Here is a 17,089-nt window from a genome sequence, read left to right as displayed (position 1 = left end):
CCTCGTTCGGCTGGTCACTGGAGGTGGAGGTGGAGAGACAGGTCGATCTCGTCGCCGCTCATGGCGGCGATCTCGTCGATCAGGAGCTGTTCCACGGTGACCGCCAACGCGGAGACGGTCGGGTGCTCGAAGATGTGCCGGACCTGGACGGCGCAGTCGAACGCCTGGCGTATCCGGGAGGCGACGACGGTGGCCCGCAGCGAGTGGCCGCCGAGTTCGAAGAAGTTGTCCTCGACGCCCACCCGGTCGATGCCCAGGGCGACGGACCAGATGCTGGCGATCACGTCTTCGGTGGGCGTGCTGGGTTCGACGAAGGAGGTGCTCCTGGCGCCCTCGTCGGTGGTGGGTGCGGGGAGGGCTTGGTGGTCGATTTTGCCGGTGGGGGTGGTGGGGAGGGTGGTGAGGTGGATGAAGTCGGTGGGGATCATGTGGTCGGGGAGGGTGGTGGTGCACCAGGTGCGGAGGGTGGTGGTGGTGAGGGGGGTGGTGTCGGTGGTGGTGTAGTGGGCGGTGAGGCGGGGGTGTCCGGGGCGGTCTTCGCGGATGGTGGTGATGGCGGTGGTGATGTGGGGGTGGTTGGTGAGGGTGGTTCGGATTTCGTCGAGTTCGATGCGGTAGCCGCGGAGTTTGATCTGGTTGTCGAGGCGGTCGAGGTAGTGAAGGGTGCCGTCGGGGAGGCGGCGGACGCGGTCGCCGGTGTGGTAGAGGCGGCTGCCGGCGGGTCCGTGGGGGTCGGGGGTGAAGCGGTCGGCGGTGAGGGCGGGTTGGTGGTGGTAGCCGCGGGCGAGTTCGGGGCCGCCGATGCACAGTTCGCCGGGGATGCCGAGGGGGGTGGGGTTGCCGTGGGGGTCGAGGACGTAGGTCCGCCGGCCGCCCAGAGCGGTGCCGATGGGGATGCGGTCGGCGGTGCGCCGCCGGACGGTGTGGGCGGTGGCGGCGATGGCGGTCTCGGTGGGGCCGTAGGTGTTGACGACGGGGACGTGCGGGAGGTGGGTGAACCAGGCGTCGGTGGGAGCGGGCGGCAGGACCTCGCCGCCGGTGATCACCAGGCGCAGTGTCGCGAGGAGGTCGCGGGAGGTGGGGGTGAGGCCGGCGGCGAACTCGGCCCAGTAGGTGGGGACCAGCTCCATGACGGTGATGCCGTGGGCGTGGATCTGCTCGCAGAGTTCCTCGACGGTCCACATCCGGTCGGGGCGGATCACCACCCGGGCTCCGGCGGTGAGGCCGGGGAGGGTCTGTTCGAGTGCGGCGTCGAAGGAGTAGGAGGCGAATTGCAGGACGCGGTCGTGGGGGGTGAGTCGGTAGTGCTCGCGGATGGTGTGGGTGTGGCGGGCCAGGGCGGGGTGGTCGACGGCGACGCCCTTGGGTCGGCCGGTGGAGCCGGAGGTGTAGATGAGGTAGGCGAGCGTGTTCCCGGCCGGCGGGTGCGGGGTGCGGGTGCCGGTGGCGGGGAGGTTTTCGACCAGGACGGGTGTGGTGTGCAGTGAGGTGGCGAGGTCGGCCAGGGTGTGTTGGGTGACGAGGCAGGTCAGGTCTGCGTCCTGGGCCATGTGGGTGAGGCGGGCGTGGGGGTAGGCGGGGTCGAGGGGGACGTAGGCGCCGCCGGCTTTCCAGATGCCGAGGAGTGCGACGGGCAGCCAGGGGCTGCGTTCCAGGCAGACGCCGACCCGGGCTTCGGGGCCGACCCCGGTGGTGCTTAGTGCGTCGGCGAGTGCGTCGGAGCGGTCGGCCAGTTCGCGGTAGGTGAGGTGCTGTTCTCCGCAGACCACGGCCACCGCGTCCGGATCGCGTGCCACCTGGGCCGCGAACGCCTCCAGGACCGACGGCGGCTCGCCGGCCACCTCGACCGGCGCGCTGAAGGCCTCGACGCTCTTCTGCTCCTCCGCGGAAAGCATCCGCAGGTCGCCGACCCTGGTGCGGGGCGCGTGGGCGATCTCGGTCAGGACGCTTTCGACATGGGAGGCCAGGCGGAGGACGGTCGCCCGGTCGAAGAGGTCGGTGGCGTACTCGACATGGAGGGAGAAGCGACCCTCCCGGCCCGTGCCGAAGGAGAGCGAGAGATCGAACTTCGCCGTGTTCCGCGGGAGATCGACGGGCGTGAACTCGGCCCCGGCAGCGGTGACCCGGGTGGCGGGCCGGTCGTTGACGTCGAACAGCACCTGGAAGAGGGGGTTGCGGCTGGGGTCGCGTGGGGGTTTGAGGTCTTCGACGAGTCGTTCGAAGGGGAGGTCTTGGTGGTCGAAGGCGTTGAGGACGTTGTCGCGGACGCGGGTGAGGTGGGTGGTGAAGGTGGGGTTGTCGGTGAGGTCGGTGCGGGTGACGAGGGTGTTGACGAAGAAGCCGATGAGTCCTTCGGTTTCGGCGCGGTTGCGGCCGGCGATGGGGGTGCCGATGGCGATGTCGGTCTGTCCGGACCAGCGGGCGAGGACGGTGTGGAAGGCGGCGAGCAGGACCATGAAGGTGGTGGCGCGGTGGGTGCGGGCGAGGTTTTCGAGCTGGGTGATGAGGGTGGTGGGGAGGGTGTGGGTGAGGGTGCCGCCGCGGCCGGTGCGGGTGGTGGGTCGGGGGTGGTCGGTGGGGAGGTCGAGGACGGGGAGGTCGGCCAGGGCGGTGCGCCAGTGGGCGAGTTGGTCGTCGAGGACCTGGCCGGTGAGGTGGTTGCGCTGCCAGGAGGCGAAGTCGGCGTACTGGACGGGCAGGGCCGGGAGGGTGGGGGTGGTGCCGGTGGTGCGTGCTTCGTAGCAGGTGGTGAGTTCGTCGGTGAAGATCTTGGCGGACCAGCCGTCGGAGGCGATGTGGTGGAAGGTGACGGTGACGAGGTGGTCGTCGGTGTCCAGGGTCCAGGCGGCGCAGCGCAGGAGGGGGGCGGTGGCGAGGTCGAAGGGCCGGGTGGAGAAGGCGGTGGCCAGGTCGCGGGCGTGGTCGAGGCGCTGCTCGGCGGGGGTGGTGGTGAGGTCGTGCCACTGGGTGGGGACGGTGGCGTGGTCGGCGATGCGTGGGACGGGGCGTCCGTCGACCTCGATCAGGGCGGTGCGCAGCACCTCGTGGCGGGCGACGACGTCGTCCAGGGCCTGCTGCCAGGCCGACCGGTCCAACCGACCGCGCACCCGCCACACATGGCTGAGGGTGTACTCGTCCCGGGTGGTGGAGAGGCGGTCCAGCAGCCACAGCCGCTCCTGGGCGAAGGAGACCGGTAGTGCCCCGCCCCGCTCCACCCGCTCCATCCGACCACCGACCGCACCACCGGCGGCCGCGACCTGCTCGGCGAAGTCGCGGATGCAGGGCTTCTCGAAGATGGTGCGCAGTTCGACCGAGCGGTTGAGCTGTTCGGCGATCCGCGAGACGGCCATGGTGGCGAGGAGCGAGTGGCCGCCGAGTTCGAAGAAGTTGTCGTCGATGCCGATGGAGGTGGTGCCGAGGACTTCGGCCCAGATGTCGGCGATGGTCTGTTCGGTGGGGTTGCGCGGGGCGGTGTAGTCGGTGTCGGTGGTGGTGCGATCGGTGGTGGGTGCGGGGAGGGCTTGGTGGTCGATTTTGCCGGTGGGGGTGGTGGGGAGGGTGGTGAGGTGGATGAAGTCGGTGGGGATCATGTGGTCGGGGAGGGTGGTGGTGCACCAGGTGCGGAGGGTGGTGGTGGTGAGGGGGGTGGTGTCGGTGGTGGTGTAGTGGGCGGTGAGGCGGGGGTGTCCGGGGCGGTCTTCGCGGATGGTGGTGATGGCTGCGGTGATGTGGGGGTGGTTGGTGAGGGTGGTTCGGATTTCGTCGAGTTCGATGCGGTAGCCGCGGAGTTTGATCTGGTTGTCGAGGCGGTCGAGGTAGTGGAGGGTGCCGTCGGGGAGGCGGCGGACGCGGTCGCCGGTGTGGTAGAGGCGGCTGCCGGCGGGTCCGTGGGGGTCGGGGGTGAAGCGGTCGGCGGTGAGGGCGGGTTGGTGGTGGTAGCCGCGGGCGAGTTCGGGGCCGCCGATGCACAGTTCGCCGGGGATGCCGAGGGGGGTGGGGTTGCCGTGGGGGTCGAGGACGTAGGTCCGCCGACCGCCCAGAGCGGTACCGATCGGCACCCTGCCCGGAGTCTCCCCCCGGACCGTGTGGGCGGTGGCGGTCACGGTGGTCTCGGTGGGGCCGTAGGCGTTGATGACGGTGACGCTGGGGAGGTGCTGCTGCCAGACGGCGAGCGCGGTGGGGGGCAGGACCTCGCCGCCGAGGATCAACAGCCGCAGGGTGGCCATCGCGGGCACCTGGGCCGCCGACAGGCCCGACACCATCTCCGCCCAGTACGCCGGCGGGAAGTTGGCCACGGTGACGCCGAACTGCTCGATCACGGACGGGAGGTGGGTCGGCAGCCACGGATCGTTCGGCCGGATCACCACCCGGGCGCCGCTGAGCAGGGCCGGGAGCAGCTGCTCCAGGAAGGGGTCGAAGGAGTAGGAGGCGAATTGCAGGACGCGGTCGTGGGGGGTGAGTCGGTAGTGCTCGCGGATGGTGTGGGTGTGGCGGGCCAGGGCGGGGTGGTCGACGGCGACGCCCTTGGGTCGGCCGGTGGAGCCGGAGGTGTAGATGAGGTAGGCGAGCGTGTTCCCGGCCGGCGGGTGCGGGGTGCGGGTGCCGGTGGCGGGGAGGTTTTCGACCAGGACGGGTGCGGGGTGCAGTGAGGTGGCGAGGTCGGCCAGGGTGTGTTGGGTGACGAGGCAGGTCAGGGCGGCGTCCTGGGCCATGTGGGTGAGGCGGGCGTGGGGGTAGGCGGGGTCGAGGGGGACGTAGGCGCCGCCGGCTTTCCAGATGCCGAGGAGTGCGACGGGCAGCCAGGGGCTGCGTTCCAGGCAGACGCCGACCCGGGCTTCGGGGCCGACTCCGGTGGTGCGTAGTGCGTCGGCGAGTGCGTCGGAGCGGTCGGCCAGTTCGCGGTAGGTGAGGTGCTGTTCTCCGCAGACCACGGCCACCGCGTCCGGATCGCGTGCCACCTGGGCCGCGAAGGCCTCCAGGACCGACGGCGGCTCACCGGTCACCTCGACCGGCGCGCTGAGGACGGCGAGAGCCCGCCGCTCCTCGTCCGTCAGCAGGTCCACGCTTCCGACCGGGACGTCAGGGGTGAGCGCCACTGTTTCGAGAAGTCGGCGCAGGTGGCTCGCCAGCCGCTCGACGGAGTCGGCGTCGAACAGATCCCTGGCGTAGGTGAAGTGGAACTTCATCCCGCCTTCGACGGGCCGCGTGATCAGCGAGATGTCGAAGGGCGAGGAGGGATCGCCGGTGTCCAGGCTCATCGGCGACAGCTGGATGGAGCCGTGGTGCGCCTCGGCCTGCTCGAAGTTCTGGGTGACGAACCAGGCCTGGAAGAGGGGGTTGCGGCTGGGGTCGCGTGGGGGTTTGAGGTCTTCGACGAGTCGTTCGAAGGGGAGGTCTTGGTGGTCGAAGGCGTTGAGGACGTTGTCGCGGACGCGGGTGAGGTGGGTGGTGAAGGTGGGGTTGTCGGTGAGGTCGGCGCGGGTGACGAGGGTGTTGACGAAGAAGCCGATGAGTCCTTCGGTTTCGGCGCGGTTGCGGCCGGCGATGGGGGTGCCGATGGCGATGTCGGTCTGTCCGGACCAGCGGGCGAGGACGGTGTGGAAGGCGGCGAGCAGGACCATGAAGGTGGTGGCGCGGTGGGTGCGGGCGAGGGTTTCGAGCTGGGTGATGAGGGTGGTGGGGAGGGTGTGGGTGAGGGTGCCGCCGCGGCCGGTGCGGGTGGTGGGTCGTGGGTGGTCGGTGGGGAGGTCGAGGACGGGGAGGTCGGCCAGGGCGGTGCGCCAGTGGGCGAGTTGGTCCTCGAGGACCTGGCCGGTGAGGTGGTTGCGCTGCCAGGAGGCGAAGTCGGCGTACTGGACGGGGAGCGTCGGGAGGGTGGGGGTGGTGCCGGTGGTGCGTGCTTCGTAGCAGGTGGTGAGTTCGTCGGTGAAGATCTTGGCGGACCAGCCGTCGGAGGCGATGTGGTGGAAGGTGACGACGAGGAGGTGGTCGTCGGTGTCCAGGGTCCAGGCGGCGCAGCGCAGGAGGGGGGCGGTGGCGAGGTCGAAGGGCCGGGTGGAGAAGGCGGTGGCCAGGTCGCGGGCGTGGTCGAGGCGCTGCTCGGCGGGGGTGGTGGTGAGGTCGTGCCACTGGGTGGGGACGGTGGCGTGGTCGGCGATGCGTTGGAGAGGGCGTCCGTCGACCTCGATCAGGGCGGTGCGCAGCACCTCGTGCCGGGCGACGACGTCGTCCAGGGCCTGCTGCCAGGCCGACCGGTCCAACCGACCGCGCACCCGCCACACGTACTTGAGGAGGTACTCGTCGCTACTCGCCGAGAGCCGGTCCAGCAGCCACAGCCGCTCCTGGGCGAAGGAGACCGGTAGTGCCCCGCCCCGCTCCACCCGCTCCATCCGACCACCGACCGCACCACCGGCGGCCGCGGTCTTCCGGCCGGCCAGCCGCTTGGCGATGAGTTCCCGGCGCAGGGCGTCCGCCGTGGCGGGCGTGTTCTCGTTCTCGTTCACGACGCATCCATTTTGGCGAGCATGTCTCGGAGTTCTTCCTCGGTCAGGTCGGACATTTGAGCGGTGACGAGGTCTTCGACCGCGGTGGCCAGATCGGCGATCGTGGGAGCCCGGAAGAACTCCCGCAGCGGGAAGTCGACCTGGAACTCCGCCCGGATCCGGGAGATCAGCCGGGTGGCGAGGAGCGAGTGCCCGCCGCTTGCGAAGAAGTCGTCCCGGATACCGGGGTTCCGCAGCCCGAGCAGGCGGCCCCAGATGTCGGCGAGGGTCCGTTCGACCTCGTTCCGCGGAGGTTCGTGCCCGGCATCGGGGCCCTCGGGAGCGCTGTCCGGGTCGGGGAACCCCTGGCGGTCCAGCTTTCCGCCGGGGGTCCGTGGGACGGAGTCGATCAGCAGCAGGCGTGCGGGCACCATGTGGGCCGGCAGTTGGCGTCCGCACCAGGCGCGCAGCTCCGCCGGGGTCACCGAGCCGGGCGATCGGGGCAGCACGTATCCGATCAGGCGCTGCCCGCCGGTCGGGTCCGGCCGCACCACCACTGCGGCGAAGTCGACGCCGGGACAGCTGCCGAGCACCGATTCGATCTCACCCGGTTCGATCCTGAAGCCCCGGATCTTGACCTGGCTGTCGAGGCGGCCCAGGCACTGCAGATTGCCGTCGGCGAGCCAGCGGACCCGGTCACCGGTGCGGTACATCCGGGATCCCGGGGGCCCCAGCGGGTCGGGGACGAAGCGCTCCGCGCTCTGGGCCGGGCGGCCCAGGTAGCCGCGGGCGACGATGCCGCCGCCGATGTAGAGCTCGCCCGTCACACCGACCGGTACCGGGCGGCCGTGCGGGTCGAGGACGTAGTGGCGCGCCCCGCCGATCGTGCGGCCCACCGTCGCGGCATCGGCCGCTGCCGTGATCTCCGCGAGCGAGGACCAGACGGTGGCCTCGGTGGGTCCGTACAGGTTCCAGACCCGCAGACCGCGTTCGAGGAGCCCCGCGGCCAGCTCGGTGGTGAGGGGCTCACCGCCGGACATCGCGTGGGTCAGCTGCCCCCAGTCGCCGCCCGCTTCGAGCAGCATGCGCCAGGACGTGGGCGTGGCCTGCAGGACGGTGACACCGTCCTCCCGCACGCGGTCGGCAAGCTCACGGGCGTCCAGGGACTGCTCTTTCGTCATCACGACGATGCGGCTGCCGAGGACGAGCGGCAGCAGCAGTTCGACGGTCGAGATGTCGAAGCAGATGCTGGTGAGCGCGGCGATGGTGTCGTTCCGGCCCAACGGGCAGGACTGCTCCATGCCCGCGAAGAACCGGATCAGGCTGCCGTGGTCGATGCCGACGCCCTTGGGCCGGCCGGTCGAGCCGGAGGTGTAGATCACGTAGGCGAGCGCGTTCCCGGCCGGCAGGTGCGGGTCGGTCCTGCGGGACGCCGTGCGGGGGAGGTCTTCGACCAGGACCGGTGCGGTGTGCAGCGAGGCGGCCAGGTCGGCCAGCTCGTGCTGGGTGACGATGCAGCTGAGCGCCGCGTCCTGGGCCATGTCGGTGAGGCGGGCGGGCGGGTATTCGGGGTCGAGCGGGACGTACGCGCCGCCGGCCTTCCAGATGCCCAGCAGCGCGACGGGCAGCCACTGGCTGCGCTCCAGGCAGACGCCGACCCGGGACTCGGGGCCGACCCCGGCAGCGAGCAGGGCCTCGGCCAGTGCGTCGGACCGGTCGGCCAGGTCCCGGTAGCTGAGCCGCTGCTCGCCGCAGACCACAGCCTCCGCGTCCGGATCGCGCGCCACCTGCGCCGCGAACCCCTCCAGCACCGACCGCGGCCCGTCGCCGGCGCCGTCGAAGTCGGCCTTCCCGGGGAGGTCGTGCAGCACCGCGAGCTCGCCGGGGACGAAGATGTCGAGGTCGCCGACCGGCGCGTCGGGGCTGTCCAGCGCCGAGCCCAGCAGTCGGAGCAGTCGGGCGCCGATGAGCTCGACCGTGTCCCGGTCGAAGAGGTCGGTGGAGTACTGCAGGACGCCGGACATGCCTTCCGGTGCGCCGGTCGCCGAGAAGTGCTCGCTCAGGGAGAAGGTGAGATCGAACATCGCGCCGCGGAGGTCCAACGGCACCGGGTCGCGGTCCCGGTCCGGGGTGGCCGCGGTGTCGGTGTTGTTGAAGGCCAGCATGATCTGGAACAGCGGGTGGTGCGCCGGTGAGCGGTCCGGATTGACGGCCTCGACGACCTCTTCGAACGGGAGGTCCTGGTGCGAGTAGGCGGCCAGGTCGGTCTCCCGCACCCGGTGCAGGAGCTCGGTGAAACTCGGATCGCCCTGGGTGTCGGTGCGGAGCACGAGGGTGTTGACGAAGCAGCCGACCAGGTCGGCGAGGCCCTCCTCGGTGCGGCCGGCGACAGGTGTGCCGATGGGGATGTCGGTGCCGGCCCCGAGCCTGGTCAGCAGTGCGGCGATGAGCGCGTGCAGCACCATGAACGTGGTGGCCCGGTGGGTGCGGGCGAACTCCGCCGCCCGGGCGTGCAGGTGCGGGTCGATCGTCAGGGCGGTGCGGCCGCCGGAGTGGCCCAGCACCGGTGGCCGGGCGCGGTCGGTGGGCAGGTCGACGGCGCTGGGTATCCCGTCCAGGGCGGCGCGCCAGTAGTCGGCCTGCTCGGAGCGCAGGCCGGCCGGGGCCGCGGGGTCGCCCAGGAGCTCCCGCTGCCACAGCGTGTAGTCCGCGTACTGCACCGGAAGGACGTCGAACTGCGGGACGAGCCCCTGGCTGCGGGCCCGGTAGGCGGTCACCAGGTCACGTGCCAGGGGTGCCTTCGACCAGCCGTCGACCGCGATGTGGTGCGCGAGCAGCAGGACGGCCGTGGTGTCCGGTTCGTCGGACGGGAACATCCAGGCGTGCAGCGGCGGCTCGGCGGCCAGGTCGAACACGTGGGCCGAGGCCGCGTCCAGCGCGGCGGCCAGGCCGCCGTCCGTCACCACCGAGAGCGCGGGGACGGTGGACTCGGGCAGCACGCACTGGCGGGGCCGGTCTCCGTCGGGTCCGGGCAGGAACACCGTGCGCAGGCTCTCGTGCCGGCAGGTCACGTCCTGGAGCGCCCGCCGCAGCACGGCGGGGTCCGCGGGACCCGGCAGGGACAGCCGGAACGGCAGGTTGTACACCGCGCTGGGTCCCTCCAACTGGTCGAGGAACCAGAGCCGTTGCTGGGCGGGGGAGAGGGGGAGCACGGCCGGGCGCGGCGCGGCGGCGAGCGTCGGCCGGGGCCGGGTGCTCCGCAGCAGCCGCGGCGCCAGCAGGCGCACCGTGGGGGCGTCGGTGAGCGTCCGGAGGTCGAGTTCCGCGCGGAGGGTGGAGCGCACCAGGCCGATGAGTCTGAACGCGAGCAGGGAGTGGCCGCCGAGGTGGAAGAAGTCGTCGTCGAGGCCGACCTCGGTGACACCGAGCACATCGGCGTAGAGATGGCACAGGACTTCCTGGACCGGGGTGCGGACGTCACCCCCGCTGCCGGTGGTCCGGTATGCGGGGGCCGGCAGCGCGCCGCGGTCGATCTTGCCGCTGCTGTTCAGGGGCAGTCGGTCGAGCACGACGACGGTGCTGGGGACCATGTAGGGGGGAAGCAGGGTGCCGACGAGTTCGCACAGTGCCGCCGGGTCGAGGTGCGCGTCGTGCTCCGCGACCACGTAGCCGACGAGACGCCGGTCGCCCTCGCGGTCCTCGCGGACCGTCACGACGGCCTGGGCGACCGCCGGCTCACGGCGCAGGGCCGCCTCCACCTCGCCCGGTTCGATGCGGTACCCGCGCAGGTTGAGCTGCCCGTCCGCGCGGGCCAGGAACTCCAGCTGGCCGTCGGCGTTCCAGCGGGCGAGGTCACCGGTGCGGTACATCCGCGCCCCGGCGGCTCCGGCCGGGTCCGGGAGGAAGGCGGCGGCCGTGGGGCCGGGGCGGTTCCAGTACCCGCGGGCCAGGCCGGGCCCGCCGACGTGGAGTTCGCCCACCGCGCCCGGCGCGACGGGTCGCAGGTCGCCGTCCAGCAGGTGGATGCTGGTGTTCCAGGCCGGGCGCCCGATCGGAAGCGGGCCGGCCGGCAGCGGGCTGCCGGGCTCCACCCGGTACTGCGTGCAGGCGACCACCACCTCGCTGGGGCCGTAGCTGTTGACCACGGCTGTGCCGGGGTACCGGGACCGCCAGCCGGCCAGGGCCTGGCCGGTCAGCTGCTCGCCACCGAGCATGAGCACCCCGCTCGGTGCGAACTCGCTTCCGAGGTCCATCAGTCGGGGGAGGAGGCTGGGTGTGCCCTTGAGGAAGGACGCCGGGTGGTCCAGCAGGTTGGCACGGGTCTGCGGGTCGTGGTCCAGGTCGGCGAGGACGATCAGCCCGCCGGAGACCAGGGGGCCGAAGAGGGCGGTCGCGGTGCCGTCGAAGGAGACCGAGCCGTGGAACGGCACACTCCCGGAGAGGTCCTGGTTGAGGTGGACGGTCCACTGGAGGTAGGCAGCCGCGGCATGGTGCTCGACGACCACACCCTTGGGCGTTCCGGTCGAGCCGGAGGTGTAGATGAGGTAGGCCGGATGCTGCGGGGACAGTGGTGCGACCCGGTCGGTGTCGGTGAGGTCGTCGGGTGACCGGTCGGCGCAGGCCGTGCGGTGCTCGGGGGTGTCCAGCCGGAGGACCGGCAGGTCCCAGGTGCGGTCCGGGGACGTCCTGGTGTCGGTGATCAGGCAGGCCGGCCGGGTGTCGTCGAGGATCAGGCCGATCCGCCGGCCCAGGTGTCCGGGGTCGAGCGGGACATAGGCCGCACCGCACTTGAGGACGGCCAGCAGCGCGGTGAGCAGGTCGTGGTTGCGGGGCAGCAGCACCGCGACCCGGTCCTCGGGGCCGATGCCGCGGGCGGCCAGCAGCCGGGCGAGCCGGTTCGCCCGGGCGTTGAGCTCCGCGTACGAGCTGGTGGTCGTTCCGCAGACCGCGGCCGGGGCGTGCGGGGTGCGGGCGGCCTGGTCCTCGAACATGGCCACGAGGGTGGTCGGCGGGCCGGGGACGGTGGTTCCCTGCGCGAGAGCCAGGAGGTCGAACTCGTACGGAGTGCGGGCAGTGCGGGGGGATTCGTCCATGGAGCTGTCCGACTCCAAGCTTGATGCAGGCATGTCACCTTCTGAACGTCGACAGGGCCGGGGGCTTTCTCCGATCACCCGGGGCGGGGCCGCCGATCTGGGCGGCCCGGCCCGGGTGCTGTGCGCGGATCGTGCTGTGCGCGGATCGTGCTGAGCGGTGATCGTGCTGAGCGGTGATCGGGTCAGCGGACGCTGAGCGGACGCATGTCCGTCCACAGCTCCTCGATGCGGGCGAGGCACTCGGCCCGGCCGGCCGGCGATTCGACGGCGTTCCAGCCGTTGGGCAGCTCACGGTCGGAGCGCCACACGGAGTACTGCTCCTCGTGGTTGACGACCACCAGGTAGGTCTGCAGGTCCTCGGTCACGTCGGTCATTGCGTTTCGTTCCTCTCCCAGGAGCAGGCGGGTGCGGTGGAGACGACCTGGGAGGCAGCAGGTGCTCGGGTGGGGCCGCTGATGTCGGCCGAGGTGCCGTACACCCCTGCCCGATCGCTGCCGTCCCGGCCGGGGCCCTGCGGCCGCCGGCTCGGATCGTCGTGATGACGATGTTCCACAGCGCCGATATACGCCGGATCGCGGAGCCCTGGGCGGGCCGATCGGAGCGGGGGAGGAGTCGGCGATCGGGCGTGTATCAGCGTGAGATCGAGCGCGAGAAGACTGTTCCTCGAACCCAGCCCCCCGAGTGAACGGACACTCTGATGAAGCGATCGATACAGTCACTGGCGCTGCGTGTTGGTGCGACCGCGGCCGCGGCCGGGTGCGCGTCCGTCCTGGCTCTCGCGGTCTCGGCGGCCCCGGTTCACCTCGGCGTCCCGATGCCGGGCCGGTCGGTGACCGTGCAGGCCGACGCACCGGCCCCGGCGCCGGCCTCCACGCCGACCCCGGCGCCGGTCTCCACGCCGACTGCGGCGCCGGCCGGCGAGTGGAACAGCACGGGCTGAGGCCGGTGCGGGTACCGCGGCGGTACCCGGTGATTCAGTCGTCCGCCGGCCCCTGGGCCAGTTCGAGGTCGGCGACGAGGGCTCCCGCCTGAACGGCGTCCGGGAGCCCCAGCCTGGTGAACACGGCGTGTGCCTGCACGGCCCGGGCCAGTGCGGACCGGAGCTCACCCTGTTCGGCGAGGACCTGGCTGAGCACGACCAGTGCGTGCCCGCGGTCGCGTTCCGCGCCCAGCTCCTCGCAGAGGGCCAGCGCCTGCTGGGCCTGGGACAGTGCCTCGACGGACTTGCCCGTCATCCGCAAGGTGTCCGCGAGGCGGAGCCGCGCCTGCGCTTCCCGGCCCCGGATGCCCTCGGCCTCGCAGAGCGCCAGACAGCTCAGGTAACTCGCGGCGGCGTCGTCGTAGCGCTCCAACTCGTGCAGCGCCAGACCGCGGACGTAGTGGGCGTAGGCGATTCCGTTCCGGTCCGCCACCGCGCGCAGGGCGACCAGGGCTTCGTCGCAGGCCTGCAGTGCCTCCTCGGCCCTTCCGCTGCGAAGGCGGGCCTGCGCGGCGTTGAGGATGGTCGCCAGTTCGCCGGAGTGGTGTCCCAACTCCCGGGCGAGCAGCGTCCCCCGGTCGTAGAAGCGGACGGCGTCGGCGTAGTTCTGCTGGAACTGGGCGATCAGACCCTGGTCGTTGAGGGTCTGCTGAAGGATGACCCGGTCGTCCGCGCGCAGGCAGGCCTCGGTCGCCAGCCGGATGTGCAGGTCGGCCTCCGCCAGCTGGATGTTCTGCAGAGCGGCGTTGCCGCAGACGAAGCGGGCCCGGCCTTCCGCGCGGTCGTCGCCCCGCAGGGCCGCCGTCTCCGCCACCGTCCGGGCAGCCTCGGCCAGTTGGCCGTAGGGAATGCCCTTGCCGTACGGACTCAGGGCGACCAGCAGGTCGGTCGCCGTGCGCAGCAGCCGGCCGTCGGGCCCGGACGGGCTCTGGGCGGCCAGGGTCACCGCGTTGGTGATGCAGTCGAACTCGGCGGCCACCCAGGCCCGTGCCTCCGCCAGCGAGTCGAGCTGCGGACCCGCGGCGGGGCTGCGGACCAGGAAGACGCCGACCGGGTCGCCCGGAACCATGTGCCGGAAGGCGGTGGATCCTCCGGCGAGCAGGTGGTCGAGCATCCGGCTCAGCGCCGCACCGCGCTCGTCGTCGTCCTCGGAGGGCGGGGGAGCCGGGAGCTGCAGCGCGAAGGCGCGGACCAGATCGTGGAACCGGTACCGGCCGGGCAGGGGCGCCTCCAGCATGGCGGCGTCCACCAGTGCTTCCAGCAGGTCCTCGGCATCCTCCTCGGCGAGATCGAGGGCCGCGGCGGCGGCAGCCAGTCCGATGCCGGTCCGGGGCGCGGGCGCGAGCAGCCGGAACGCCCTGGCCTGATCGGCCGTCAGTTGGCGGTAGCCGAGTTCGAAGGCCGCGGCCACCGCCAGGTCCCCGGCCCGCAGTTCACCGATGCGACGGCGTTGGTCGGCAAGCCGACGGGTCATCGTCTCGACCTGCCACTGCGGGCGGGCGGCCAGTCGCGCGGCCACGATCCGGACGGCCAGCGGAAGATGCCCACAGGCTGTCACCAGTTCGGTGGCGGCGTGCTCGTCGGTGACGCGCTCCTCGCCGACGATCGAGCGCAGCAGGCCGACGGCCTCGTCGGTCGTGAAGACGTTCAGATCGGCCTGGGCGGAGGTGGGCAGTCCGGTGAGTCGGGCCCGGCTGGTGACGATCACCGCACAGTCGGCCGAGCCCGGTAGCAGCGGCCTGACCTGCGCCGGATCCCGGGCGTTGTCGAGCAGGAGCAGGATGCGTCGCCCGTCGAGCACGGAGCGGAAGAGGCGCGCGCGGTCCTCGGTCGCGTTGGGGAGGGCGTGCCCCGGAACCCCCAGCGTCGTCAGCAGGCTGCCCAGGACCGTCCTCGGCTCGGCGGGCTCCAGCCCGTTGCCGCCCAGGTCGGCGTACAGCTGTCCATCGGTGAACCGGGGCTTGGCCAGATGGGCGACCCGCAGCGCCAGCGTGGTCTTCCCGATGCCGCCCATGCCCGCGACGGACACCACGGGCAGCGACGTCCTGGTGGTGCTGGTGAGTACCCGGCACAGGTCGATCACCTCGGCCGTGCGCCCGGTGAAATCAGCCGTGTCCGCCGGAAGTTGGGCGGGTCGGGAGACCAGGTGGGGGCTGCCGCCGCTCCCGGGCGCATCCTCCGCGTCCGCTCCGACCGGTGCGGACGCCTCGTCCGGCCGGCCCGCCTGCGGTGCGGGGACCGACTCCGGCTCCTGCTGGGCCTGCTGCTGCCCCTGCCTGTGCGGGGCAGCGCTGAGCAGTGGGTCGCCGGCCAGGACACGGGCATGGAGCGCGGTCAATTCCGGCCCGGGATCGACGCCCAGTTCCTCGGCCAGGACGTGTCGGGCCCGGGCGAACACCGCCAGCGCGTCGGCCTGGCGGCCGGAGGCGTACAGCGCCCGCATCAGGAACCCGTAGGGCCTTTCCTGCAGCGGGTTTTCGGCTATGAACGCGGTGAGCTCGGGTATGACGGCCGAGTTCCGACCCAATCGGAGATTGTGGTCGAAACGCTCTTCCAGCAGACCCCGCCGAAGTTCGTGGAGCCGTGAACGCTGCTGGTCCGCGTAAGGGCCCGGAACACCCGACAGGGGCTCGCCCTGCCACAGCCCCAGGGCCTCGTCCAGCAGTCGGCTGCAGTCGTCGTCCCGGCCCTGCGAACGGGCCCGTGCGGCGTCAGCGGCCAACTTCTCCGCGTAGTTCGCGTCCACCGAGTCCGGAGCGACCACCAACTGGTATCCGTCGTGCAGGGAAATGAGTAACTTGGGGTCGGCGCGGTCGACCTCCAGGGCCTGGCGCAGGCGCCACGCATACGTGCGCAGGCTCGACAGCGCGGAGTCCGGGGAGGATTCGCCCCAGATCGCCGTGATGAGTTCGTGCGCCGAGGCCGATCGTCCGGCACGGAGCAGCAGGGCCACCAGAAGAGCCTGCAGCTGTGGCGACCGGGACGGGAGAACGGTCTCGCCCCGATGCATGCGCACGGGCCCGAGCACGGAGAATCTGATGTCCTCCACCATGTTCCCTTCCCCACCAACGTGGACCACGTGACCTGGACGCCTGCGGGAACGGCAGCGTCGGGACGCGAAGCGCAGCCGATCGAAGGGGCCGTCGGAGGAGGGTCCTCTGCGGCCCGAATCGATTGCATGGCAAGCCACTTGAGCTGCAGCGCAGTCCGTTGGACACCCCCCCGACCCTGACAATGTAGTGCACCGGCAACCTCCACGGGAACATCACAACCATGAAGAAAGGCGGATGCCAGGTCTTCCCGCAGGCATCCGGATGTGCCATGATCGGGCCGCTGATGTGCCCGAGGAATCCGAGTACTCGGATCCCGCTTCCCGGCCCGGGCGGTTTCGCCGACGCCCCGGCAAATGCGTGTGATTCCGCGCCGACACACATTCTCAGCGTCCCCCTGCGGCCGGCCCCGGGCCGGTCGACCCTCGATCGGCAACTTCCGCGAGCGGCCCGGCTGCCGACGCCGAGGACGCCACCTCACCTCACCTCACCCGTCCGGTGCCCGTGGGCCAGGACCGGGTGACGCCTCCGCACCGTGCCGTCTGCCGTATCCCGTCGAAGGAACCCTGCCATGAATGATTTCCCGCAGGTCCGCACCGCCCGCCCCCGCCGGTACCTGATGTGCCGCCCCACCTACTTCGAGGTGACGTATTCGATCAACCCGTGGATGGATCCCGCCCAGCCGGTGGACACCGACCTCGCCGTAGCCCAGTGGGAACAACTTCTCGCTCTCCACCGGTCGCTGGGCCACCAGGTGGAGCTGATCGACCCGCTGCCCGGATACCCGGACATGGTCTACGCGGCGAACGGCGCGACGGTGGTGGACGGCAGAGTGCTCGGGGTCCGGTTCCGCAACGCGGAGCGGGCCGCCGAAGGCCCCGCCTATCTGGAGTGGTTCCGGGCCCGGGGCTACCGGGAGTTGTGCGACCCGGTCCATGTGAACGAGGGCGAGGGCGACTTCCTCGCCACCGCCGGTTGGCTGCTGGCCGGGACCGGGTTCCGCAGCAGTCCCGAGGCGCACGCGGAGGCGCAGGAGTTCTTCGGGCGCCCGGTGATCAGTCTGGAGCTCGTGGACCCGCGGTTCTACCACCTCGACACGGCCCTGACCGTGCTCGACGGCGACGAGATCATGTACTACCCGGAAGCCTTCTCCGCCGGCAGCCAGGCAGTCCTGCGGAGGCTCTTCCCGGACGCCATCCTGGTCAGCGAGGCGGACGCCGAGGTGTTCGGCCTGAACGCGGTCAGCGACGGCCTCCATGTCATCCTGCCGGAAGCCGCCTCCGGTGTGATGAGGCAGTTGCGTGAGCGCGGCTTCCGACCGATCGGCACGGACCTGTCCGAGCTGCTGAAGGGCGGTGGTAGCGCGAAGTGCTGCACCCTCGTCATCCGGGACAGCTCCCGGGGAGCGGCTTATATCGCGGGATGATCAGGCGGATATCCAGTCCGTGTTCCATGGGCCAAGAGGCTCACCGACAGCGGGAGCCC

General features: G+C 71.6%; 5 protein-coding genes. 1 reads left to right on the top strand and 4 read right to left on the bottom strand.

What is annotated here, in order from left to right:
• Positions 1–14 precede the first annotated feature (14 nt).
• The 4 genes from ACIOHG_RS03125 to ACIOHG_RS03110 form a co-directional block, all read right to left on the bottom strand.
• On the bottom strand, positions 15–6,503 hold the full coding sequence (locus tag ACIOHG_RS03125; RefSeq protein WP_400944649.1) for an amino acid adenylation domain-containing protein: 6,489 nt from the start codon (positions 6,501–6,503) through the stop codon (positions 15–17).
• Positions 6,500–11,575, bottom strand: a complete 5,076-nt coding sequence (locus tag ACIOHG_RS03120) for an amino acid adenylation domain-containing protein (protein WP_400944647.1) — start codon at positions 11,573–11,575, stop codon at positions 6,500–6,502. Before ACIOHG_RS03120 ends, ACIOHG_RS03125 begins: the two co-directional genes overlap by 4 nt.
• Before the next feature lie 182 nt (positions 11,576–11,757).
• Positions 11,758–11,949, bottom strand: coding sequence for an MbtH family protein (locus tag ACIOHG_RS03115; RefSeq protein WP_400944645.1), 192 nt, complete (start codon positions 11,947–11,949; stop codon positions 11,758–11,760).
• 600 nt (positions 11,950–12,549) lie between these two features.
• Positions 12,550–15,564, bottom strand: a complete 3,015-nt coding sequence (locus ACIOHG_RS03110; RefSeq protein ID WP_400944845.1) for an AfsR/SARP family transcriptional regulator — start codon at positions 15,562–15,564, stop codon at positions 12,550–12,552.
• Positions 15,565–16,175: 611 nt separating this feature from the next.
• Between ACIOHG_RS03110 and ddaH the strand changes: the two genes are divergently transcribed.
• Positions 16,176–17,030 (top strand): dimethylargininase, encoded by an 855-nt coding sequence (ddaH, locus tag ACIOHG_RS03105; RefSeq protein ID WP_400944643.1) that lies wholly within the window; start codon positions 16,176–16,178, stop codon positions 17,028–17,030.
• The last annotated feature ends 59 nt before the right edge of the window (positions 17,031–17,089 follow it).

The sequence above is a fragment of the Kitasatospora sp. NPDC088134 genome, assembly GCF_044741705.1.
Taxonomy (GTDB): Bacteria; Actinomycetota; Actinomycetes; order Streptomycetales; family Streptomycetaceae; genus Kitasatospora.
The sequence above is the reverse complement of the archived record's forward strand: the minus strand, read 5'-3'. Positions and strand labels throughout refer to the sequence as shown.

Excerpts from the sequence above, each read along its gene's own strand:
- ACIOHG_RS03120 (WP_400944647.1), bottom strand. The coding sequence starts at position 11,575 with ATGGACGAATCCCCCCGCACTGCCCGCACTCCGTACGAGTTCGACCTC.
- ACIOHG_RS03115 (WP_400944645.1), bottom strand. The coding sequence starts at position 11,949 with ATGACCGACGTGACCGAGGACCTGCAGACCTACCTGGTGGTCGTCAAC.
- ACIOHG_RS03110 (WP_400944845.1), bottom strand. The coding sequence starts at position 15,564 with ATGCATCGGGGCGAGACCGTTCTCCCGTCCCGGTCGCCACAGCTGCAG.
- ddaH (WP_400944643.1), top strand. The coding sequence starts at position 16,176 with ATGAATGATTTCCCGCAGGTCCGCACCGCCCGCCCCCGCCGGTACCTG.